Source organism: Streptomyces sp. NPDC051909, assembly GCF_040681095.1.
Taxonomy (GTDB): Bacteria; Actinomycetota; Actinomycetes; order Streptomycetales; family Streptomycetaceae; genus Streptomyces.
In genome coordinates this window covers 94,734-117,895 of sequence record NZ_JBFAYA010000008.1, presented here as the reverse complement: position 1 = coordinate 117,895, position 23,162 = coordinate 94,734, and the positions used below count along the sequence as shown (strand labels likewise).

General features: G+C 72.1%; 18 protein-coding genes. 11 read left to right on the top strand and 7 right to left on the bottom strand.

Going from position 1 to position 23,162, the window contains the following annotated elements:
- Window positions 1-81 precede the first annotated feature (81 nt).
- Window positions 82-1,500 carry a tannase/feruloyl esterase family alpha/beta hydrolase gene (locus tag AB0M18_RS15170; RefSeq protein WP_365757851.1) on the bottom strand — a complete coding sequence of 473 codons (1,419 nt, stop codon included), beginning with the start codon at window positions 1,498-1,500 and terminating at the stop codon, window positions 82-84.
- 338 nt (window positions 1,501-1,838) lie between these two features.
- Here AB0M18_RS15170 and AB0M18_RS15165 point away from each other — a divergent pair, with 338 nt between their 5' ends.
- The 3 genes from AB0M18_RS15165 (at window position 1,839) to AB0M18_RS15155 (ending at window position 4,992) form a co-directional block, all read left to right on the top strand.
- Complete coding sequence (locus AB0M18_RS15165; RefSeq protein ID WP_365757849.1) at window positions 1,839-3,335, top strand: PHB depolymerase family esterase; 1,497 nt, start codon at window positions 1,839-1,841, stop codon at window positions 3,333-3,335.
- A 210-nt stretch (window positions 3,336-3,545) separates the two neighbouring features.
- Window positions 3,546-4,325, top strand: coding sequence for a CoA transferase subunit A (locus AB0M18_RS15160; RefSeq protein WP_365757847.1), 780 nt, complete (start codon window positions 3,546-3,548; stop codon window positions 4,323-4,325).
- A gap of 1 nt (window position 4,326) precedes the next feature.
- Window positions 4,327-4,992 carry a CoA transferase subunit B gene (locus AB0M18_RS15155; protein WP_365757845.1) on the top strand — a complete coding sequence of 222 codons (666 nt, stop codon included), beginning with the start codon at window positions 4,327-4,329 and terminating at the stop codon, window positions 4,990-4,992.
- On the opposite strand, the gene araD is transcribed toward AB0M18_RS15155, so the two are convergent.
- The 4 genes from araD to AB0M18_RS15135 form a co-directional block, all read right to left on the bottom strand.
- Window positions 4,907-5,653, bottom strand: coding sequence for an L-ribulose-5-phosphate 4-epimerase AraD (gene araD / locus AB0M18_RS15150; RefSeq protein ID WP_365757843.1), 747 nt, complete (start codon window positions 5,651-5,653; stop codon window positions 4,907-4,909). The genes AB0M18_RS15155 and araD overlap by 86 nt on opposite strands.
- A gap of 47 nt (window positions 5,654-5,700) precedes the next feature.
- Entirely contained in the window at window positions 5,701-7,209 is a 1,509-nt protein-coding gene (araA, locus tag AB0M18_RS15145; protein ID WP_365757841.1) for an L-arabinose isomerase, read from the bottom strand.
- A gap of 77 nt (window positions 7,210-7,286) precedes the next feature.
- A complete protein-coding gene (araB, locus tag AB0M18_RS15140) occupies window positions 7,287-8,966 on the bottom strand; it encodes a ribulokinase (protein WP_365757839.1) in 1,680 nt (559 codons plus the stop codon).
- Between the two features lie 177 nt (window positions 8,967-9,143).
- A complete protein-coding gene (locus tag AB0M18_RS15135; protein ID WP_365757837.1) occupies window positions 9,144-10,190 on the bottom strand; it encodes a LacI family DNA-binding transcriptional regulator in 1,047 nt (348 codons plus the stop codon).
- A 240-nt stretch (window positions 10,191-10,430) separates the two neighbouring features.
- Between AB0M18_RS15135 and chvE the strand changes: the two genes are divergently transcribed.
- From chvE to AB0M18_RS15110, 5 genes are all read left to right on the top strand, one after another.
- Entirely contained in the window at window positions 10,431-11,540 is a 1,110-nt protein-coding gene (gene chvE / locus AB0M18_RS15130) for a multiple monosaccharide ABC transporter substrate-binding protein (protein ID WP_365757835.1), read from the top strand.
- Window positions 11,537-13,129, top strand: a complete 1,593-nt coding sequence (mmsA, locus tag AB0M18_RS15125) for a multiple monosaccharide ABC transporter ATP-binding protein (RefSeq protein ID WP_365757833.1) — start codon at window positions 11,537-11,539, stop codon at window positions 13,127-13,129. Before chvE ends, mmsA begins: the two co-directional genes overlap by 4 nt.
- On the top strand, window positions 13,126-14,370 hold the full coding sequence (gene mmsB / locus AB0M18_RS15120) for a multiple monosaccharide ABC transporter permease (RefSeq protein ID WP_365757831.1): 1,245 nt from the start codon (window positions 13,126-13,128) through the stop codon (window positions 14,368-14,370). Before mmsA ends, mmsB begins: the two co-directional genes overlap by 4 nt.
- A gap of 199 nt (window positions 14,371-14,569) precedes the next feature.
- Window positions 14,570-14,830, top strand: coding sequence for a hypothetical protein (locus tag AB0M18_RS15115; RefSeq protein ID WP_365757829.1), 261 nt, complete (start codon window positions 14,570-14,572; stop codon window positions 14,828-14,830).
- A 219-nt stretch (window positions 14,831-15,049) separates the two neighbouring features.
- Window positions 15,050-16,303, top strand: coding sequence for a low temperature requirement protein A (locus AB0M18_RS15110; RefSeq protein WP_365757827.1), 1,254 nt, complete (start codon window positions 15,050-15,052; stop codon window positions 16,301-16,303).
- 85 nt (window positions 16,304-16,388) lie between these two features.
- Here AB0M18_RS15110 and AB0M18_RS15105 read toward each other — a convergent pair whose 3' ends face one another.
- A complete protein-coding gene (locus AB0M18_RS15105; protein WP_365757825.1) occupies window positions 16,389-17,354 on the bottom strand; it encodes a pirin family protein in 966 nt (321 codons plus the stop codon).
- Between the two features lie 136 nt (window positions 17,355-17,490).
- Here AB0M18_RS15105 and AB0M18_RS15100 point away from each other — a divergent pair, with 136 nt between their 5' ends.
- From AB0M18_RS15100 to AB0M18_RS15090, 3 genes are all read left to right on the top strand, one after another.
- Window positions 17,491-17,838, top strand: coding sequence for a tetratricopeptide repeat protein (locus AB0M18_RS15100; protein WP_365757823.1), 348 nt, complete (start codon window positions 17,491-17,493; stop codon window positions 17,836-17,838).
- Between the two features lie 172 nt (window positions 17,839-18,010).
- Window positions 18,011-18,469, top strand: coding sequence for a DUF6153 family protein (locus tag AB0M18_RS15095; RefSeq protein ID WP_365757821.1), 459 nt, complete (start codon window positions 18,011-18,013; stop codon window positions 18,467-18,469).
- An 89-nt stretch (window positions 18,470-18,558) separates the two neighbouring features.
- Complete coding sequence (locus tag AB0M18_RS15090; protein WP_365757819.1) at window positions 18,559-19,218, top strand: DUF305 domain-containing protein; 660 nt, start codon at window positions 18,559-18,561, stop codon at window positions 19,216-19,218.
- Window positions 19,219-19,285: 67 nt separating this feature from the next.
- Here AB0M18_RS15090 and AB0M18_RS15085 read toward each other — a convergent pair whose 3' ends face one another.
- Window positions 19,286-23,035 carry a choice-of-anchor D domain-containing protein gene (locus AB0M18_RS15085; protein ID WP_365757817.1) on the bottom strand — a complete coding sequence of 1,250 codons (3,750 nt, stop codon included), beginning with the start codon at window positions 23,033-23,035 and terminating at the stop codon, window positions 19,286-19,288.
- Window positions 23,036-23,162 lie beyond the last annotated feature (127 nt).

The window sequence follows — 23,162 nt, the reverse complement described above, 5'->3', positions numbered from 1 at the left end:
GAGCCCAAGACCGCTCCCATGTGTGCGACACATATAAACCAGTGGCTACTAGTGGTGTTGCACACCATGGAATAGCTGGATCTACCCGAGCGAGCAGGTGTTCGCGAGGGTGACCGGATCCGTCTCGACGGGCCGCGCGACCGTGCCGGAGGCGGGCGGCCGGTGCCCGGTCGCGAGCCAGCGCTCCAGGGCCGTGAACGCGGTGCGGTGGCACGGCGTGAGCGGGCGCAGCCGGCCCGGGAAGGAGTCGACGAGGGAGTCCGTGTGGGTGCCGCCCTCGATCCGGTAGTAGCGGAACAGATGGCCGCGGCCGGCCTCGCGCACCATGCGGGCGTAGACGTCGGAGTCCTGTCCGATCGGCAGCAGGACGTCCAGGGTGCCGTGCAGGGTGAGCAGCGGCTTCCCGATCCGCCCCGTCAGGCCGATCTTCGCCACCGCCTGCCTCACCTCGTCGGGCCGGGCGGCGTAGTCGTAGTCGGTGTCGCAGGCCGGTGTGCCCGTCGCGCAGTACGGGGTGCCGGCCTCGGCCGCTCCGTCGAAGCCGGGGTCCAGCTCCTCGCGGTAGATGCGCTGGGTCAGGTCCCAGTAGACCTTGTGGTGGTACGGCCAGAGGAACTCCGACCCCTCCGGGAAGCCGGCCGCGTGCATCCGCCGCCGTGCCTCCTCGGCGCCCTCGCCGCCCGCGGCGTACACGGGGTGGTCGCGCAGCGCCCGGGGCAGGAAGTCCAGCAGGTTGGGGCCGTCGGAGCGCCACAGCGTGCCCTCCCAGTCCACTCCCCCGTCGTAGAGCTCGGGGTGGTTCTCCAGCTGCCAGCGGACCAGATAGCCGGCGTTGGACAGGCCGGTGACCAGGGTGCGGGTCGGCGGGCGGTGGTAGCGCTGGGCGATCGTGGCGCGGGCCGCGCGGGTCAGCTGGGTGACCCGGTCGTTCCATTCGGCGATGGCGTCGCCGGGCGCTTTGCCGTCCCGGTAGAAGGCGAGGCCGGTGTTCCCCTTGTCGGTGGCGGCGTAGGCGTAGCCGCGGGCGAGCACCCAGTCGGCGATGGCCCGGTCGTTGGCGTACTGCTCGCGGTTGCCGGGGGTGCCGGCGACGACGAGGCCGCCGTTCCACCGGTCGGGCATCCGGATGACGAACTGGGCGTCGTGGTTCCAGCCGTGGTTGGTGTTGGTGGTGGAGGTGTCGGGGAAGTAGCCGTCGATCTGGATGCCGGGCACTCCGCTGGGGACGGCCAGGTCCTTGGGGGTGAGTCCGGCCCAGTCCGCCGGGTCGGTGTGGCCCGAGGCGACGGTGCCGGCCGTGGTCAGTTCGTCGAGGCAGACGGCCTGTTGGTGTGCGGCGCCCGGTACGCGGACCTGCGCCTGGCGGGCGCAGTGCCCGCCGGGCGCGGAGGGCGTCGCCGTCGCCGGTGCGGTGCCGAGGGTGAGTGCGGCGAGTGCGAGTGCCGCGGGCGCGCCCCGCCGCCAGAGGCGGGGTGCGGTACGGAAGGTGGGGCGATGCATCGGTGTGCCTCCGAGGCTCATGGACAGGGACCCGCGGGAGGCTATGACGCGGTCGGGCCGTCAGATATGGGCGTGCCACCCACCATCCATCGATAGCCAATGGGTTCCGACACCACCTCGTCAGGTGGCCGAACGACGCCTTGCCCCGCGGCGGTTCTTCCCCTACATGCCGCCGCGCGGGCCGGACCATGGAGGGCCGTCACACTCGGCCTCCGCCAAGGCTGGCTGTCCCGCCCATGGTCTCTCCGGCGAGCGGGCCCGCATGATGCACGCCACACCGGCGGCCCGAGCCGCGTTCCGCCGGTGCCTCCCCATCCCCCCCTCGGAAGGCATCAGCCATGGGACAGCCGTACCCTCCGTTCCGCGCCGCGAAGGGCCGCCGCGTCTTCGGCGGCATCCGTCGCTGGCTCACCGCCGCGGCGGGCGCCCTCGCCCTGACCGGGGGTCTGGTGGCCGTGGGCCCCCAGGCCTCGGCCGCCGGACTGACCCAGGTCACCGGCTTCGGCTCCAACCCCGGCAGCCTGACCATGCACGCCTACGCGCCGGACGGCCTCCCGGCGGGCGCGCCGCTCGTCCTCGCCCTGCACGGCTGCACGCAGAGCGCGAGCGACTACTACGCCCACTCGGGCTGGCCGAAGTTCGCCGACCAGTACGAGTTCGCGGTCGTCTTCCCCCAGACCACCAGCGCGAACAACGCGAACTCCTGCTTCAACTGGTTCGATTCGGCGGACAGCACGCGCGGCCAGGGCGAGGCCCTGTCCCTCAAGCAGATGGTCGACACGGCCGTCGCCCGCTACGGCAGCGACACCGGCCGCGTCTACATCACCGGCCTGTCCGCCGGCGCCGGGATGACGGCGAACATGCTCGCCGCCTACCCCGATGTCTTCGCCGGCGGCTCCATCGACTCCGGGCTGCCCGCCCTCTGCGCGACCAGCGTGTCCGCCGCGTACACCTGCATGTACAGCCCGCCGAACAAGACGCCCGCCCAGTGGGGCGACCTCGTGCGCTCCGCCGCACCGGCCGGCACCACCTCCTGGCCCCGGGTGGCGATCTGGCAGGGCACCTCGGACACCACCGTCGTACCGGCCAACGCCACCGAGCTGCGCGACCAGTGGACGAACGTCTGGGGCATCGGCCAGACGCCCTCCCGCACCGAGAGCCTCTCCGGCGGCACCACGCTGAGCGAGTACGACGACGCCGGCGGCAGGCCCGCCGTGTCGGTCTACTCGGTCTCCGGCATGGCGCACGGCCTCGCGGTCGACCCGGGCAGCGGCGCCGAGCAGTGCGGCACCACCGGAACGTACTACCTCGACACCATCTGCTCCAGCTACCACACGGCCCGCTTCTGGGGGCTCGACGGCGAGGGCGGCGGCGGGGGGACCCCGGGCACCCTGCCCGCGCCGACGGGGCTGACGGTCGGCGGGACCACCGACACGACCGTGTCGCTGAGCTGGAGCCCGGTCGGCGGCGCCGCCTCGTACCAGGTGTACCGCGGCGGTACGAAGGTCGGCACCACCACGTCGGCCTCGTACACCGACACCGGCCTGTCCACCGCCACCACGTACGCCTACACCGTGGCGGCGGTCGACTCCGCCGGTGCCACGGGCGCGGCGTCGGCGCAGGTCTCCGCCACGACCACCGGCTTCCGGGCCACCTGCCACACGGCGAGCAACTACGACCAGGTGGCCGCCGGGCGCGCCTACCAGAGCGGCGGCTACACCTACGCCAACGGCTCCCAGCAGGCCATGGGGCTGTGGAACACCTTCACCACGCACACCCTGAAGCAGACGGCACCCGGCTACTACGTCCTCGCGGACTCCGGCTGCTCGGCCTGAGGCTGCTCGGCCCGCGTTCCCTCGCCGGCTCCGCTGCCTCCGCCGCGTACCGCGGAGGCAGCGGTCACCCACACACCACACCCCGGTGCTATGGCGGTGACAGACATGGTTGCGCCCTCATCACGCTGCCTAGGCTCCGTGCTCGTCGCTGGTAGCGGCACCGGCTCTGACCGGCGAGGTCATCCGGCTGCCCGAGGGAAAGGGATCCGTATGGGTCTGGACAAGACGGTCGCGAGCGCGGCGGAGGCGGTGGCCGACATCCCCGACGGGGCCTCGCTCGCGGTGGGCGGCTTCGGCCTCTGCGGGATACCGGGCACGCTGATCGACGCCCTGTGGCAGCGTGAGCTGAGCGGCCTGGAGATCGTGTCGAACAACTGCGGCGTCGACGACTGGGGCCTCGGCCTGCTGCTCGCCGCCGGGCAGATCGCCCGCATGACGAGCTCGTACGTCGGCGAGAACAAGGAGTTCGCCCGCCAGTACCTGAGCGGGGAGCTGGAGGTCGAACTCGTCCCGCAGGGAACCCTCGCCGAGCGGCTGCGGGCCGGCGGCGCGGGCATCCCCGCCTTCTACACCCCCGCCGGAACCGGCACCCAGGTCGGCGAGGGCGGACTGCCCTGGAAGTACGCGCCCGGGGGCGGTGCCGTCGCCGTCGCCTCGCCCGCCAAGGAGACCCGGGAGTTCGGCGGGCGCCCGTACCTCCTCGAACACGGCATCACCACCGACTTCGCGCTGGTCCGGGCCACCATCGGCGACCGGCACGGCAACCTCGTCTTCCGCTCCTCGGCCCGCAACTTCAACCCGCTGGCCGCCATGGCGGGGCGGATCACCGTCGCCGAGGTGGACCATCTCGTCGAACCGGGCGAACTCGACCCCGACGAGATCCATCTGCCGGGCGTCTTCGTCCAGCGCGTCGTCCGGGTCACCCCGGGCGACCCCACCGCAGAGCGGCGTATCGAGCGCCGGACCGTCCGACCGGAAGGCGACGCCTGAGATGGCCCTCACCCGCGAGCAGATGGCGGCCCGCGCCGCCCGGGAACTGACCGACGGCAGCTACGTCAACCTCGGCATCGGCCTGCCGACCCTCATCCCCAACCACCTCCCGCCCGGCGTCGAGGTCGTCCTGCAGTCCGAGAACGGCATCCTCGGCGTGGGCCCCTACCCGACCGAGGACGAACTCGACCCCGATCTGATCAACGCCGGCAAGGAGACCGTCACCACCCTGCCCGGCGCGTCCTTCTTCGACTCCGCCCTGTCCTTCGGCATGATCCGCGGCGGCCACATCGACGCCGCCGTCCTCGGCGCCATGCAGGTCTCCTCCTCCGGCGACCTCGCCAACTGGATGATCCCCGGCAAGATGGTCAAGGGCATGGGCGGCGCCATGGACCTCGTCCACGGCGCCGGGCGGGTCATCGTCCTGATGGAGCACACCGCCAAGGACGGCACGCCCAAACTCGTCGACGTATGCAGCCTGCCCCTCACCGGCCGGGCCGTCGTCCAGCGCGTCATCACCGACCTCGCCGTCGTCGACATCACCGAGCGCGGATTCGTCCTGACGGAACTCGCCCCCGGCGTCACGGTCGACGAGGTCCGGGCTGCGACGGGCGCGGAACTGACGGTGGGTTTCCGTAGTACGCGTCCGGGCCGTGCTTGCGCGTGAAGTGACGGTCCAGGAGGTGCTGCGGGGGTTCGACCGGGCCCAGGGCGATGGTGTGGAGGGCCATCTCGGCCACCGCCTCGCAGATGATGGCGTGCTCCAGGGACGCGGTGGCGTCGGCGCCCCAGGTGAAGGGGCCGTGGTGGGCGACCAGGGCGCCGGGGACCTCCCGGGCCCGGGTGTCGTCACGGTCGAGGAGGTCCACGATGACCTGGCCGGTGTGGAACTCGTAGTCCGTGGCGCACTGTCGGGGGGTGAGGGGCGCGGTGACGGGCACGGGACCGTTGAAGGTGTCCGCGTGGGTCGTGCCGAGCACCGGGATCGGGCGCCGGGCCTGGGCGAAGGCGACCGCGTGGGTGGAGTGCGTGTGGGTCACGCCGCCGATGGAGGGAAAGGCCAGGTAGAGACTGCGGTGGGTCTCCGTGTCGGTGGACGGGCGCAGCCGCCCGTCCACGACGCTCCCGTCGGACAGGGAGACCACGACCAGGTCCTTCTCGCTCAGGTCGTCGTAGGACACCCCCGAGGGCTTGATGACGAAGACGCCGGCCTGTCGGTCGACCCCGCTCACATTGCCCCAGGTGAGGGTGGCGAGCCCGGCTCGGGGGATGCGGAGGTTGGCCTCGAGGACCTCCCGGCGCAGTTCCTCGGAAACGGTCGTGCTCACGGAGGACTCCGTTCTGGTGGGGGTGGTGGGGGTGGCGGCGGGCGTGTTCACAGGCTCTGGGCCAGCCGGTGGTAGGCCTGGTTCCAGCGCAGCTCGCGGGTGAAGTCTCGGATCGTGGTGTCCTCGTCGATGACGACGAGTTCGGTCCGCAGCATCTCGGCGAGGTCGTCGAGCTCCTCGCCGACGAGAGCCGTGGTCAGGACGGTGTGGTGCGGTGCTCCGGCCGTCAGCCAGGCCTCGGTGGAGGTACGCAGATCGGGGCGGGGGCGCCAGACGGCGCGGGCGACGGGGAGCTTGGGCAGCGGCTCGGGCGGGGCGACGACGTCGATGCGGTTGGCGACGAGGCGGAACCGGTCGCCCATGTCGGCGAGGCCGACGACGACGGCCGGACCGGCGTCCGCGTCGAAGACGAGGCGGACCGGGTCCTCGCGTCCGCCGATGCCGAGCGGGTGGATCTCGCAGCTGGGCGTCGCCGTCGTGATCGAGGGGCAGACCTCCAGCATGTGGGCGCCGAGGATGAGTTCCCGGCCGGGCGTGAGGTCGTAGGTGTAGTCCTCCATGAAGGAGGTGCCGCCGGGCAGGCCGTGGCCCATCGCCTTCAGGGTGCGCAGCAGGGTGGCGGTCTTCCAGTCGCCCTCGCCGCCGAAGCCGAAGCCGTCCGCCATCAGGCGCTGCACGGCGAGGCCGGGCAGCTGGCGCAGGCCGCCGAGGTCCTCGAAGTTGGTGGTGAAGGCGCGGAAGCCGCCTTCGGTGAGGAAGCCGCGCAGGCCGGCCTCGATGCGGGCGGCGTAGCGCAGGGATTCGTGGCGCTCGCCGCCGGGGCGCAGCTCGGGCGCGAGGGCGTAGCGGTCCTCGTACTCCTTGACGAGGGCGGTGACGGTGTCCTGGTCGGCGGCGTCGACCGCGGCGACGAGGTCGTTGACGCCGTAGGTGTTGACCGAGACGCCGAACCGCAGCTGTGCCTCGACCTTGTCGCCCTCGGTGACGGCGACGTCGCGCATGTTGTCGCCGAAGCGGGCGAGTTTGAGGGTGGCCAGTTCGGCGCGGCCGACGGCGGCGCGGGCCCAGCCGGCGATGCGGTCGATGACCTCGGGCGTGGAGACATGGCCCGCCACGGTCTTGCGCGGGACGCCGAGTCGGGTCTGGACGAAGCCGAACTCGCGGTCGCCGTGGGCGGCCTGGTTCAGGTTCATGAAGTCCATGTCGATGGTGGACCAGGGCAGCCGTCGGTTGGCCTGGGTGTGCAGGTGCAGGAGCGGCTTGCTCAGGGCGTCGAGGCCGGCGATCCACATCTTGGCCGGGGAGAAGGTGTGCATCCAGGCGATCAGGCCGATGCAGCGGTCGTCGGCGTTGGCCTCCAGACAGACCGCGCGGATGGCGGCCGCGTCGGTGAGGACCGGCTTCCAGACGAGGCGGACGGGCAGCTGGGGCTGGTCGGCGAGGGTCGCGCAGATGGCGCGGGACTGGTCGGCGACCTGGGCCAGGGTGTCGTCGCCGTAGAGGGCCTGGCTGCCGGTGAGGAACCAGATCTCGCGGTCGGTCGTGGCTGGCGTCATGTCGGGTGTGCTCCTCGGAGGTGCTGGAGTCGAGTGGTGGGGCCGGTGGAACCCGGTGAGCCGGGGAAGCGGCCCGGTCAGTCGGCGGTGGTGGCGCGTGCGCTGTTACGGATCCGGCGCAGGCGGTGCAGGAGGAGGTCCGCGCCGGTGCCGAAGTGCTCGTGCAGGGCCCGGTACTCGCCGAACAGCGCGTCGTAGGCGTCCGCCCGCGCGGGGTCGGGCAGGTACGCGTGGCGCCGGACGCCGCCCATGACGGCGGCGGCGGCGCGGACATCGGGGTACGCGCCCGCGGCGACGGCAGCGTGGATGGCCGAGCCGAGCGCCGGTCCCTGTTCGGAGGTGCCGAGGGAGACGGGGCGGCGGAGCACGTCGGCGTGGATCTGCATGAGCAGCGCGTTCTTCTTCAGGCCTCCGGTGACGATGAACTCCTCGACGGGGATCCCGCCGTCCTCGAAGGCCTCGACGATCAGCCGGGTGCCGTAGGCGGTGGATTCGAGGAGTGCCCGGTAGACGTCCTCTGGCCGGGTGTCGAGGGTGAGGCCGGCGACGACTCCGGAGAGATGGTGGTCGACCAGGGGGGAACGGTTGCCGTTCATCCAGTCCAGGGCGACCAGGCCGTGCGCGCCGACCGGCTGGGCGGCGGCCTTGCGGGTCAGGAGCTCGTGGAGGTCCTCGCCGGTCGCCTCCGCCTCGGCGCGGTAGTGGTCCGGCACGCCCTGCCTGAGCCACCAGGCGAAGATGTCGCCGACGGCGCTCTGGCCGGCCTCGTAGCCGTAGGCGCCCTGGACGATGCCGCCGTCGACGACGCCGCAGATGCCGGGGATCTCGGCGAGGGCGGCGCCGTTGAGGACGTGGCAGGTGGAGGTGCCCATGATGGCGAGCATCCGTCCGTTCTCGACGGCGCCCGCCGCGGGTGCGGCCACGTGGGCGTCGACGTTGCCGACGGCGACGGCGATGCCCTCGGGAAGGCCGGTCCAGTGCGCGGCCTGGGAGCTCAGCCCGCCGGCCCGGGAGCCGAGGGGGGAGAGCGGGTGTTCCAGACGCGTGGACGGGAAGTCGGCGAAGTCCGGGTGGAGCCCGGCGAGGAAGCCGGGTGAGGGGTAGCCGCCGTCCTGGTGGATGCCCTTGTAGCCGGCGGTGCAGGTGTTGCGGGACTCGGTGCCGGTGAGCTGCCAGACGATCCAGTCGGCGGCCTCGATCCAGCGGGCGCAGGCGGCGTAGACGGCCGGGTCCTCCTCCAGGACCTGCAGGGCCTTCGCGTACTGCCACTCGGCGGAGATCTTGCCGCCGTACCGGGCGATCCACTTCTCGCCGCGGGCGTGGGCGAGGGCGTTGATGCGGTCGGCCTGCTCCTGGGCCGCGTGGTGCTTCCACAGCTTGGGCCAGGCGTGCGGGCGGTCGGCCCACTCGGGCGTCAGGGCGAGCGGGGCGCCGTCCGGGGTGGTCGGCAGGACCGTGCAGGCGGTGAAGTCGGTGGCGATGCCGATGACGCGGGCGGGGTCGACGCCCGCGACGGCGACCGCCGCCGGGACGGCCGTACGCAGGACGTCGCGCCAGTCCTCGGGGTGTTGCAGGGCCCAGTCGGGGCGCAGGGGGGCGCCGGTGGAGGGCAGACGGTCCTCGATGACGGCGTGGCGGTACTCGTGGACCGCCGAACCGAGTTCGGCGCCGTCCCGGACCCTGACCACGACGGCGCGCCCGGAGAGGGTGCCGAAGTCGACTCCGATGGTGCAGTCCTCGGGGTGGTGTGTCGTCACGATGGGGTCTCTCTCGTCATGGGCAGGGGCCGGAGGAGCACCCTGATTGTTAACGCTAACAACGAGGTCGGACAAGAGCTGCTCGCAGTTCCGGGGAAGATTCGAAGGGAGAAGTGACCCTTGAGGTGAGCGCTCACTCAGGCGGGAGCGGCGACCGGTCGCGCCCGGCCCTCCCGGTCAGACGTCGCCCGAGGGGCGCGTGCTCGCGCGCATGATGAGCTGCGGTTCCACCAGCAGGTGCTCGGCCTTCTCGGCCCGCCCCTCGATGTGGTCCACCAGGAGCCCGATGCTGCGGCGCCCGATGGCGGCGAAGTCCTGGCGCACCGTCGTCAGTGGCGGCGGGAAGTACTCGGCCTCCGGGATGTCGTCGAAGCCGGCGACGGCCACCTGGGCGGGGGTGCGGATCCCGACCTCGCGCAGCGCCCGCAGGACGCCGAGCGCCATCTGGTCGTTGGCGACGAAGACCGCGGTGACCGGTGCCGCCCCGCGCCGGGCCAGGGCGAGCCCGGCGAGTTCCTGTCCGGCCCGGTAGCCGGACAGCGGGCTCCAGTCCCCCGTCAGGACGCGCGGGGGCCGGATGCCGCTCTCCTCCAGGACGGCGCGCCATCCGGCGGTGCGGGCCTCGCTCTCCAGCCAGTCCTCGGGGCCCGCCACGTGCCAGACGGTGCCGTGCCCGGCGGCGAGCAGGTGCTCCGTGACCATGCGGGCGCCGAGCTCCTGGTCGAGGGAGACACCGGGCAGGTCCAGCCGATGGCCGCCCTCCACGGTGACCACGGGGAAGGGCGCGTCCAGTTCGGCGAGCGCCCGCACGTGCGAGCGCTGCGGGGTGATGGCCACGACGCCCTCCACGCCCCAGGAGGCGAGGTGGTCGATGGCGTCCTTGAGCCCCTGCCCCTCGCCGGCGCGCAGATTGACGGTCGAGACGAGGTAGCCCTGCTCCCGCGCCGCCTCCTGCAGACCGGTCAGGGTGCTGGCGGGGCCGTACAGGGCGGTGTTGACGGCGATGACGCCCAGCGTCCTCGTACGGCGCGTGACCAGGGCGCGGGCGGCGGAGTTGCGGCGGTAGCCGAGCCGTTCGATGGCCGCGGTGACCTGTTCGCGGGTGGCGGCGCGCACGTTGGGATGGCCGCTCAGCACCCGCGAGACGGTCTGGTGGGAGACACCCGCCTCTCGCGCGACGTCGGCCATCGTCGGCGGGCGGACGTCTTCCGCGGGATGCGCCACGTCTGCCTCCCTTCCCCCTGCTTACGGCTCTGCGTCTGCTTACGGCTGTGCATCGATCCGAGAAAAACCTTAGCGCCTCTTGTGACACACCATTGTGAGCGCTAACAATCTAGCTCGACCGGGGCGCCGACGCCCTGGCACCGAGCCGGAGCGGTGCCCTCCTGGCGGTGCGGGGACACGCGCCGCCGCCGGGCCCGACCGGTCGGAGCCGCCCTCGACGACGGGATTGGGGTAACGCCCATGAAGAAGTTCCGATCCGTATCCGCCCTCCTGGCCGTGACCACCGGCTGCGCCCTGCTCCTGACCGGCTGCGGACAGAACAGCGAGGGCGGCAGCCAGGAGTCCAAGGAGAAGAAGGACCTCACCATCGGCATCGCCATGCCCACCAAGTCCTCCGAGAGGTGGATCGCCGACGGCCGGAACATGACCGAGAGCCTGAAGAAGGCCGGTTTCGCCACGACCCTGCAGTACGGCGAGGACGACCCCGACCAGCAGGTCGCCCAGATCGAGAACATGATCACCCAGGGCGTCGACGCGCTGGTCGTGGCCGCCATCAACGGCGAGGCCCTGTCCAACGTCCTGCAGCAGGCGGCGGACGCCCACATCCCGGTGATCTCCTACGACCGGCTCATCCTCGGCTCCCCGCACGTCGACTACTACGCCTCCTTCGACAACGAGAAGGTCGGCGAGCTCCAGGCCACGTACATCGTCGACAAGCTGGGTCTGAAGGGCGGCGCCAAGAAGGGCCCCTTCAACATCGAGCTGTTCGCCGGGTCCAACGACGACAACAACACCAAGTACTTCTTCAACGGCGCCATGAAGGTGCTGAAGCCCTACCTCGACAAGAAGCAGCTGGTGGTGCGCTCCCAGCAGACCCAGCTCAACCAGGTCACCACGCTGCGCTGGGACGGCGGGACGGCGCAGAAGCGCATGGACGACCTGCTGACCTCCTCGTACGCCACGGCCCGGGTCGACGCCGTGCTGTCCCCCTACGACGGCATCTCCATCGGCATCCTGTCCGCCCTGAAGTCCGACGACTACGGAAGCCCCGCCAAGCCGCTGCCGGTCGTCACCGGCCAGGACGCGGAGGTCGCCTCCGTGAAGTCGATCATCGCGGGCCAGCAGACGCAGACCGTCTACAAGGACACGCGCGCGCTCGCGCAGGTCGCCTCGGACATGGTGACCGCCGTCCTCGCCGGCAAGAAGCCCGAGATCAACGACGACACCACCTACGACAACGGCAAGAAGGTGGTCCCGGCCTTCCTGCTCGACCCGGTCAGCGTCGACAAGTCCAACTACCAGAAGGTCCTGGTCGACTCCGGCTACATCGACGCCGGTGCACTGCGATGACACCGCCCCTCCTCCAGATGCGGTCCATCGTCAAGACCTTCCCCGGGGTCAGGGCGCTCTCCGAGGTGACCCTGTCCGTGGAGCGGGGCGAGGTGCACGCCCTGTGCGGGGAGAACGGGGCCGGGAAGTCGACCCTCATGAAGGTCCTGTCCGGCGTCCACCCGCACGGCAGCTACGAGGGGGAGATCCTCTTCGACGGCGAGCCGTGCCGCTTCAGGGACATCAGGGCCAGTGAGCGGCACGGCATCGTGATCATCCACCAGGAGCTCGCGCTCGTACCGTATCTGTCGATCGCCGAGAACATCTTCCTCGGCAACGAGCCGTCCCGACGGGGCGTCATCGACTGGCACGAGGCGCTGCGCCGGGCGGCGGAACTGCTCCGGCGGGTCGGTCTCGACGAACACCCCGAGACCCGGGTCGCCGACATCGGGGTCGGCAAGCAGCAGCTCGTGGAGATCGCGAAGGCACTGGCCAAGAACGTGCGTCTGCTGATCCTCGACGAGCCCACCGCGGCGCTCAACGACGAGGACAGCGCGAAGCTGCTGCGGCTGATGCGGGAGCTGAAGGATCAGGGCATCACCTCGATCATCATCTCGCACAAGCTCAACGAGATCGCCCGGATCGCCGACTCCGTCACCATCCTGCGCGACGGGCGCTCCATCGAGACCCTCGACGTCAGGGACCCGGCCACCACCGAGGAACGCATCATCCGCGGCATGGTGGGACGCGACCTGGACAGCCGGTTCCCCGACCGCACGCCGTACGAGGGCCCGGCCGACGCCGAACCCGTCCTGGACATCCGGGACTGGACCGTACGGCATCCGCTCGACCGCGGCCGCAAGGTCGTCGACGGCGTGTCGCTCCAGGTGCGCCGCGGGGAGATCGTCGGCGTCGCGGGACTCATGGGGGCCGGCCGCACCGAACTCGCCATGAGCGTCTTCGGCCGTTCCTACGGCCACTACGAGCGGGGCACCGTGCTCAAGGACGGCCGCGAGGTGCGGACCCGTACGGTGCCCGAGGCGGTCGCCCACGGCATCGCGTACGTCACGGAGGACCGCAAGCACTACGGGCTCAACCTCGGGGACTCGGTCAGCCGGAACATCTCGCTCGCGTCGCTCGGCGCCCTCGCCCGCCGCGGGGTCGTCGACGGGCACGAGGAACGCAGGGTGGCCGAGCGGTACCGGCGGACCATGAACATCAAGGCGCCGAACGTCCTCGAACCGGTCGGCCGCCTCTCCGGCGGCAACCAGCAGAAGGTCGTGCTCAGCAAGTGGATCCTCGCCGGTCCCGACGTCCTCGTCCTCGACGAGCCGACGCGCGGAGTCGACGTGGGAGCCAAGTTCGAGATCTACACCGTGATCGACCGGCTCGCCGCCGAGGGCAAGGCCATTCTCTTCATCTCCTCCGAGCTGCCCGAACTGCTCGGCATGTGCGACCGCATCTACACCATGGCCGCGGGCCGGCTGACCGGCGAGGTCTCCCGCGAGGACGCCACCCAGGAGGTCCTGATGCGGCACATGACACAGGACACCCCCACCCCGACGGCCGGAACCGCGAGCGCCGCCCCCGACGAAGGACACCAGGCATGAGCACCGACATCAGCATGGACAAGAGCGCCCCGGCGCCCCCGGGCGGCGCCCCGACGACGCGTGGCACACCGCTGGTCGGGGTGCTCCTGGACGGGGTCCGGCGCAACATGCGCCAGTACGGGATGCTCTTCGCGCTCGGCCTGATCGTGCTGCTGTTCCAGATCTGGACGGGCGGCGACCTGCTGCTGCCGCGCAACGTCTCCAACCTGGTGCTGCAGAACAGCTACATCCTCATCCTGGCCATCGGCATGATGATCGTCATCATCTCCGGACACATCGACCTGTCGGTGGGCTCCCTGATGGCCCTGGTCGGTGGCATCGGGGCGGTGCTGATGGTCCAGCACCAGGTCTCCTGGCCCGTCGCGGTGCTCGTCACCCTGCTGCTCGGCGCCGTCGCCGGTGCGCTGCAGGGATTCTTCATCGCGTACGTCGGCATACCGTCGTTCATCGTGACCCTCGCCGGCATGCTGCTGTTCCGCGGGCTCACGGAGATCTTCCTGAAGGGGCAGACCCTCGGCCCGTTCCCGGACGGACTCCAGAAGCTCGCCAACGGCTTCCTGCCGGAGGTGGGGCCGCGGACCAACTACCACAACGTGACCCTGCTGCTCGGCCTGGGACTGGTCGCCTACGTGGTGTTCCAGGAGGTACGGGACCGCCGCCGGCAGCGGGAGTTCGCCCTGGAGACGCTCCCCACCGGCCTGTTCGCGCTGAAGGTGACGGCGCTCGTCGCCGCGGTCCTGGTCACGACCCTGCTGCTGGCCAGCTACAAGGGCGCGCCCGTGGTGCTGCTGATCCTGGCCGTACTGCTCGTCGGCTTCGGTTACGTGATGCGCAACGCGGTGATCGGGCGGCACGTGTACGCGATCGGGGGCAACCTGCCCGCCGCGAAGCTGTCCGGGGTGAAGGACCGGAAGGTGACCTTCGCGGTGTTCCTCAACATGGGGATGCTCGCGGCGCTCGCCGGCCTCGTCTTCGCGGCACGCTTCAACGCGGCCTCGCCGAAGGCGGGCGTGAACTTCGAACTGGAGGCCATCGCCGCCGCGTTCATCGGCGGGGCGTCGATGAGCGGCGGTGTCGGCACCATCCTGGGCGCCATCATCGGCGGGCTCGTCCTCGGTGTGCTCAACAACGGCATGAACCTGGTCGGGGTCGGGACCGACTGGCAGCAGGTCATCAAGGGGCTCGTGCTGCTCGCGGCGGTCGGCTTCGACGTGTGGAACAAGCGGCGGGCGGGCGCCTGACCCGCCGCCGGACGTCGCCGTGCCCGCCGGCTCCCCCGCCGGCGGGCACGGCCGTGTCGCCGCACTGCCGTGTCGGCGCCCGCTCACACTTCCCCCTTCGTCCTCCGCGCGTCGAGGGAGCGGGTACGGAGGGCGAGCAGCGCCTCGAAGCGGAAGCCCGGGCCGCGCCTGTGCCCAGCAGGTCACCGGCTCCGGCTTCGTGACCGCGCTCAACGAGGGAGGCGAGACGGCGCCGGACGTCTCGTACACGGTGATCGCCAGCCGCTACGACGAGGTCGTCACCCCGTACACGTCGTCCTTCCTCCGGCCGGCCCCGAACGTCGCCGCCCAGACCGTGCAGGACCACTGCCCGCTGTCGCTCACCGAGCACACCGACATCGGCTACGACCCCACCGCCACCCGACTGGTCCTCAACGCCCTCGACCCGGCGCACGCCCAGCGCCCCGGCTGCCTTCCGTAACGGAGGAGGGACCGCCGGGAAGCCGGTCCGGTCCGACGTACGCGGCAGCGGTCCCTGGTGGGCCGACGGGACTCCTGCCGCCGGGCGCGCCCCGCTGCTCCGCCCTGTCGAATCACCGACGGTCGTCCGACTCCCCGCGGCGCGTCCGCGGCCGCCGCGGCGGCGCAGCCGTCACCATCGCTTCGCCCCACGTTCGGCCGCGTCCCCCAGGAGTCTCGTATGTCCGACAGCGCCCCGGAGCCCCGCCCCGTCACCGCGGAGGCGGTCCCCCTGGGCACCGGTACCCGGCGATGGCTCTTCCGCCCGCCCCGGCGCCACGGCGAGGTGGACACCGGTCGCAGCGTCAGCTTCATGGAGCTCTTCTACGACCTCGTCTACGTCGTCCTCGTCGGCCAGGCGGCCCACACCCTCGCCGAGGACCTCTCCTGGCGAGGCACGGCGACCTTCGCGGTGCTCTTCGGGCTGATCTGGATCGCCTGGGTGAACGGCACGCTCTTCTACGAACTGCACGGCCGCGAAGACGGCCACACCCGCTCGCTGATCTTCGTGCAGATGCTGCTGCTGTCCCTCATGGCGGTGTACGTCGGCCACGCCGACGGCGACGACGGGCGCACCCTGGCGGCACTCTACGCACTGCTCCTCGCCCTGCTCAGCTACCAGTGGTACTCCGTCTACCGGCAGGACCTGCCGGAGCTGCGCAGCACGCCCCGACGCTATCTGATCGTCATGGTCGCGGGCATCGCCCTGATCGCCGCATCGGTGCCGCTGTCGGCCGGCGTCCGTCTCGTCGTCTGGGCGGTGTTCGTCGTCGCGTGGTGCGGCGTGGAGTGCGTCATTCTCGTCTTCTGGCGCAGAAGGCCGAGTTACGACGTCGTGACCGACGCCATGGTGGAGCGCTTCGGGCTGTTCATCATCATCGTGCTCGGCGAGGTCGTCATCGGTGTCGTGAACGGCCTGGCCGACACCGAGCGCAGCGTCCTCGTGACGACCACGGGCCTGCTCGGGCTGGCGATCGGCTTCGGCTTCTGGTGGAACTACGCCGATCTGGTGTCCGGGCAGCCGCCCCGCGAGACCGGCCACTCCCTGGCGACATGGATCTTCACGCACCTGCCGATGACCATGGCCGTGGCGGCTGCCGGTGCGGGCATGGTCGGGCTGGTGGAGCACGCCGCCGATCACCGCACGCCGGTCGCCGTGAGCTGGCTGATGGGCGGGTCCGTGGCCGCGATGCTGGTCACCACGGTGGTGCTCCTGGCCACCCTGGCGGACTACGACCGCCACCCCTCCGCCTACACGTCGGTGCAGGCCGTGCTCGTCACGGCCGCCGTCGCCGCCCTCCTCGCCGGATGGTCCCGCCCCGCCCCCTGGCTCCTCGCGCTGGTGTTGCTGCTGCTCCTCTTCGCGACCTGGGCTTTCGCGTTCGTCCGCTGGCTGCGCGAAGGCTCCCTGATCAACGAGCGGCCGGCCGAGTGATCTGATCCCGGCCGGATCCGCACCCGAACGCGCACCGGGTTCCGGGCCGGCGCGCGCTGGATCACGTTCGGTGACACGGGCGGGGTCAGCGCACCCGGCCCCGGGCCTTCAGCTGGGTCGGCGGGACCTCCGGGGCGTCCAGGCGGTCGCCGGCGTAGCCGACCACGTCGCCGAAGCGGTCGCCGGTCATCCACTGTTCGCGCGCCACGCGGATCTCCTCGTCCGTGCGGCCCACGAAGTTCCACCACATGACGATCTCCTCCTCGAACGGCTCGCCGCCGAGGAGCATCAGGCCGGCGTCGGAGATTGCGCGGAGGGGGAGTTCGGTGCGGCCGCAGCCGAGGTAGAGCATGGAGCCGGGGAGTACGGGGACGTCGTCGACGTGGGCCTCGCCGGACATGGCGAGGACGGCGTACTCGAAGTCCGGGTCGAGCGGGAGGCGTTGTTCGGTGCCGGCGGCGAGGGCGAGGTCGGCGCCGACCAGGGGGGTGTAGGTGGTGCCGGGTGAGGCGGCGCCGTCGAGTTCGCCGAGGATGACGGTCGCGGTCAGGCCCGGAGCGGCGACCTGCGGCAGTTCGGCGTGGTGCTGGAAGTGGGGCTCGACGTCGCGGTGGGCGTCGGGGAGGGCGACCCACAGCTGGGCGCCGTGGAGGTAGCGGGCGTGGGACTTCGGGCTCTCCTCGGAGTGGGAGATGGCCCGGCCGGAGGTCATCAGGCCCAGCTCGCGGGGGCGGATGGTCTGCAGGCTGCCGGTGGAGTCGCGGTGCAGCACCTCGCCCTCGTGGAGCCAGCTGACGGTCTGCAGGCCCATGTGCGGGTGCGGCGGGACCTGCATCCCGGGCTCGTCGGCGATGTCGTCGGGGCCGTAGTGGTCGACGAAGGCCCAGGCGCCGACCATGCGGCGGCCCAGGTTGGGGAGCAGTCGGCGGACCTCCGTCGATTCGCCGAGCTGGACGTGGCGGGGGCTGAGGAGCTCGCGCACCGGTTCGGCGACGACGAAGCCCCGGCCACCGCAGACCTGGAGGGTGGCCTGGCGGTCGAGATTGCTCATGGCGCTCAACCTATTCCCGTCGGGGTGCGGAGGGGGTCGGACCCACCCACCGAATATCGGTGGAATGTTCAACGACCTTTCCGTGTTGTCGCGGCCGTAAGAACCCGGCAGCAGGACCGCATGGAGAGAGTGAGCAGTGAGCGACGAGACGTACTACGAGTTCGGCACGCCGGCCGACCGCTGGAGCCGCGCGCAGCTGTTCTTCGAGGCGAAGGAGTACCTGACGGCGGCGCGGATCCTGCGCGGTCTGGTCGCCGAGCACCCGGACCAGACGTCCCAGCGACTGCTGCTCGCCCGGGCGTACTACCACTCGGCGCAGCTCTCGAAGGCCGAGGAGGAGCTCCGCACGGTCCTGGAGCGCGACCCGGTCGAGCACTACGCCCGTCTGATGCTCGGCCGCACCCTGGAGCGGCAGGGCCGCCCGGACGAGGCCGCGCCGCATCTGCGCCTCGCGGCCGCCATGTCCGGCGAGACCGTCGAGTGACCCGCACGCCCTGAGCGTCACGGCGTGAACCGGAGGTCGGTGCCGCCCGCAGCAGCGGGGCGGCACCGGCCTCCGTCCATGTCGGGACTCGGCGCCCGGACGGGCGCCCGGACAGGTACCTGTCCGGGGTATTCGGTAGGGTCGGTGGGGACGAGGGAGAGGAGGAGCGGACGTGACGGGACAGGAACGCGGTCGCGGCCGGACGCCGGTCGGCGGTGCCCTGGCGCACCTGCTGCTCGTCGTCCTGCTCGCGCTCGGGGTCTTCGTCATGCACGCGGTCGGCCACCCGGAGGGCTCCTCCCGCGACGCTGCGGGCGGGGCGGCGGCCCACCACGGCGCCGCGGCCGTCCACCACGAGGCCGGCGACTCCCCGCCCGAGGCGGCGGGCCACGGCGCTCCCGCCTCCGTCCCCTCGTCCTCGCACGACTCCGGCGGCGGAATGGACATGACCACGCTGTGCGTGGCGGTCCTCGGGGCCTGGCTGCTCGCCGCGCTCGTCCGCGCAGCCCTGCGGCGCGCCCGCCTCGACCGCACCGTCCCGCCGCTCGCCCGGCTCCTCGCGGCCCTGCGCCCGAACGCGCCGCCGCCCCGGCCGCCCGACCTCGCCACCCTGTCGATCCTGCGGATCTAGGCCGTACCGCCCCGCGGGCGTTCTCCGACGCCTGCCCGCAGACGCGTACGACCGACCACAGGAACGACATCACACGAGGTGTGACACCCATGCGTGCCATCAAGAACGTCAGGAACACCACCACCCGCCGTCTCGCCGTGACCGGCGCCGTCGCCGCGGCCGGGCTGCTGCTCGCCGCCTGCGGCGGGTCGGGTGACGGCAACGACTCGATGAGCGGGATGGACCACGGCGGGAAGACCTCCGCCTCCGCGACCGCGACCGCCTCCGCCGGGTCCTCCGCCGGGTCCTTCAACGACGCGGACGTGATGTTCGCGCAGATGATGATCCCGCACCACCAGCAGGCCCTGGAGATGGCGAAGCTCGCCGACGGGCGGGCCGAGGACACGGAGATCAAGAAGATCGTCGCGGCGATCGAGAAGGCCCAGGACCCCGAGATCCAGAAGATGACGGCCTGGCTGAAGGCCTGGGGCAAGCCCGAGGCGATGGCCGGCGGTTCCGGCCACTCCGGTCACGCCATGGCCGGGATGATGTCCGACGCCGACATGGCGGACCTCGCCGCGGCGAAGGGCAAGGACTTCGACCGGAAGTTCGCCGAGCTGATGATCGCGCACCACGAGGGCGCGGTGGACATGGCGAAGACGGAGCAGAAGGGCGGCGCCGACCCGGAGGCGAAGAAGGTCGCCGACGACGTGGTGCGGACCCAGACCGCCGAGATCGCCCAGCTGAAGAAGATCCTCGACCGGCTCTGAGCCCGCGCCCTGATCGCCTGGCGGCCCCGCACCTGGTGTGCGGGGCCGCCCCCTCATGGGCCCGGGGTCAGTAGCCGATCCGCACGCCGCTGACGGCGTGCCGGTCGGTACGGCCGCCGGTGGCGCCGGAGAAGCCGACCAGGACGTTCTTGGGGAGGGTCACGGCGACGTCGATGACGCGGGTGCCGTCGACGCTGATCTGGAGGCGTCCGGTGCTGGTGACGACGGCGTCGACGGTGTGGCTGCCGGAGCGCAGGTTGGGCACGTTGGTGGCGGTGGCGGCGTAGCGGAGGGTGTCGGCGGTGCCGCCGGTGGCCACGGCGACGAAGTTCGCCGAGGGGTCGGCCGTCCCGTTGTCGTACGTGTCGAGGGTGACGGCGATGCCCGGCAGCCCGCTGAAGCCGAGGCCGCCACCGCCGGTGCCGAGGGACTTGGGGGTGGCCCGGGTGGCGTCGAGGAGCAGGAGGGCGAGTCCGTCGGCGCCGGTGCCGCCGCCGATCGTCGCGGTGAACCGGGCCTTGAGGCGGGCGGTGGGGACGGCGGTGGCCTGGAGCGCGGAGCCGCGCTGGGAGGTCTGGAGCGGGGTCAGCTGGAGGGTGGTGCCGGAGAGGGTGGCGCTGCCGTTGTAGGTCCAGCCGTTGGGGCCGGGCGGCGGGACGGCGTAGGCGGTGGCGGTGACGGTCGCCCTGCGGACGGCGTGGATGTCGGTGCGGCCGCCGGTGGCGCCGGTGAAGGCGAGCAGGGCGGTCGGCGGGAGGGACGCGACGGAGGTGCTGAGCCGCTGGGTGCCGTCGACGGAGACGGTGAGGGTGCGGCCGGTGACGGCGATGCTCACGGCGTGGCTGCCGGAGCGCAGGTTGGGGACGCTCGTGGTCGTGGCGGCGTAGGTGAGGGTGTCGGCGGTGCCGCCGGTGGCGATGCCGAGGAAGTTGGCGGAGGGGTCGGCCGTGCCGTTGTCGTACGTGTCGAAGGTGACGGCGGTGCCGGGCAGTCCGCTGTAGCCGAGGCCGCCGCCCGCGGCGCCGAGGGCGGTGGGGGTGGTTCTGGCCGGGTCGAGCAGGGCGAAGGAGAGTCCGTCGGCGCCGGTGCCGCCGCCGATGACGGTGGTGAAGGTGGCCTTGAGGCCGTCGGTGAGCACGGGCACGGGCCAGACGGCGGTGCCCCGCTGCCAGCCGGTGGCCTGGGTGAGCTGGAGGTCGCCGCCGGAGACCTGGGCGGCGCCGTTGAGCTTCCAGCCGCCGGCGTCGGGGCCGGGGACGGTGACTCCGGTACCCGCGGCGCCGGTGCCGACCAGGGCCTCGGACAGGGCGCCCTGTCCGTCGTCGGCGGTGAGCTGGTAGGCGGCGTTCACGGTGCCGAGGGAGGTGGGCGAGAAGGTCACGGCCTGGTGGATGACGTCCTCGGGGCCGAGGACCTGGCCCTCGCTGACCGGGTCGGTGACGTGGAAGGGCGCGGCGGGCGCCTTGGCCTTGGTGATGGTGAGCGGGATGTTGCCGGTGTTGCTGATGTCGAAGGTCCTGGTGACGGACTGGCCGACCTTCACGGTCCCGAAGTCGGTGGAGGTCGGGGTGAGGGTGAGCCGGGCCCGACCGGTCACGGCGGTGCCCTTGAGCGTGACGCCGGCGGTGCCGTTCGCGCCGGTCACGGAGAGGTTCGCGGTGTGGTCGCCGGCGGTGGCCGGGGCGTAGCCGATCTGCACGGAGACGGACTGCTGGGGCGGGACGACGGTGCCGTCGGCGGGCAGTCCGGTGGCGGTGAAGGGGGCACCCGGCGGGGCGGTCGCGGTGACGGTCTCGGGCTGGGTGCCGGTGTTGGTAAAGGTGACGCCGAGGGACTTGGTGGTGCCCGTGGCGACGGTGCCGAAGTCGAGGGCGTCGGGCGAGGCGAGGAGGCCCGGCCGGGTGCCGTAACCCGTGAGCCCGACCGCGCTGTCGCCGAGGTCGGTGGCGAAGGTGAGCACGGAGCTGTCGGCGCCGGGCGCGGTCGGGGCGAAGGTGACGGGCACGGAGTAGGTCTCGCCGGTGCGCAGGGTGCGCGGCAGTCCGGTCGGCCGGGCGGTGAAGGCGCTGCCGGCGGGCGTGGTCACGGCGTCGACGGTGACGTCGCGGGTGGCGGTGACGGTGGCGGTCGCGGTGCCGGAGGAGCCGACGGCGACCTGGCCGAAGTCGACGGGGCTGCTGGTGAGCGCGGTGTTGGCGGGGCGGCCGAAGGCGAGGACGTGTCCGTCGCGGGTGCCGACGTAGACGCGTCCGCCGTCGGTGGCCGGGACGGAGAACTTCGCGGCGGTGCCGATGGGCGCGGACCAGCGCAGTTTGAGGGTGCCGTTGACGGGCACGGCGTCGTACGCGCGGAGTTGGGCGTTGGCCCCGCCGGCGCCGTCCGCGGCGACCGCCCAGACCAGGGCGGAGCCCGGGTTGGTGCCGGTGGAGGTGAGGACGGGCGAGCCGGAGGTGTAGCCGAAGGTCTCGGGGCTGCGGCCGGTGTTGCTGAGCGCGGGCCGGCCGTCGCCGGTCAGCCCGTACGCGAAGGCGCGCAGCGGGCCGCGCGAGCCGATGGTGTAGACGTAGCCGCCCTGCCCGCCGTACGCGGCGGGGTGTCCCCACACTCCTTCGTACGGTCCGAAGGCGCCGAGCACCTTGTCCGTGCCGCCCGGCCCCTGGGCGCGGCCGCCGAGGTCGTCGCGGTCGAGGAGGAACAGGCGGCCGTCCTTGCCGATCTGGACGAGGAGGTTCGGGTGGGCGCTGGTCCCGAAGGGCGCGCCGGGGAGGGCGACGGGGCCGCCGGAGCCGAGGTCGGTGTCGTTGAGGTCGAGCTGGTTGGCGTTGGCGGGGCTGAAGAAGTCCTGGGCGGACATGGTGCCGTCGCTGTTGACGCCGAGCCGGACGACGGACTCGGAGAGCTGGCCGGGCGGCGAGGTGCCGGGGCCGGGGGCGGGGGTCACGCCGTTGCCGGTGGAGAAGAGGATCCGGCCGGGCCCGTCGGAGACGAGGCCGCCGCCGCTCATCCAGATGCCGGCCATGCCGTTGGCGGACGAGTCCTCGGTGGCCCACAGGGTGGTGCGGCGGGTGGCGGTGTTCACGCCGAGGACGTAGCCGACGTAGGGGCCGTGGTCGCAGTGGGAGGCGAAGGCCGCGTACACGGAGCCGCCCATGAGCAGCAGTCCGGGGCGCTGGGCCGCGGTGTACGGGTTGAAGGCGCGCCCGGGGTCGTTGACGGGCGCGCCGGCGATCTTGACGGGCCAGCCGGAGCGCTCGGCGCCGGTGGCGGGGTCGAGCGCGTGCACGTACCAGCTCGGGTGCTGGTCGTCGGCGCCGTCGTTCACCTTGGAGGTCAGGTAGAGCGCACCGCTCGCCGGGTCGTAGACGGGCGTCGAGGTGACGCCGATGTTCGGGACGAGGTCGCCGCAGGAGATCGCGGCCGCTGGCCAGGGGGCGCCCGTGCTCTTCGTCCAGTTGACCTTCCCGGAGGCCGCGTCGAGTCCGTACACCTTGTTGTTCTCGGTGGCGACGACGAGGGTCGAGCCGACGACGATCGGCTGCGCGTAGACCTGCCCGTCGACGGTGGTCGAGAACTGCTGCCCGAAGTCGGAGCTGGACACCTGGTCGGGCGCGAGGCCGGGTTCGTCCCGGTCCCAGCCGGTGCGGAAGGTGTCGTGCGAGATGGTGGTCTGGTCGGCGGCGAGGCGCGGGGCCGCCGGGGCGGGGACGGGGGCTCGGGTCGAGGGGGTGGCGGCGGTCGCGGCGGTCGACATCCCGCCACCGCCCACGAACAGACACATCGTCAGCACTCTGGCGAGCGCCCTGCGGCTGCCGGTCATCTTCTCCGCCCTCGAGTCGGCGCGTGGGGGCGGAGACCGGAAGCCGTCCCGCCGAGGGCCATGGTGAGGCGAGCCCGCCCCGCGCGGTAGGGCGCACGACCACGACATGACGCGCTTCACTCCCTAG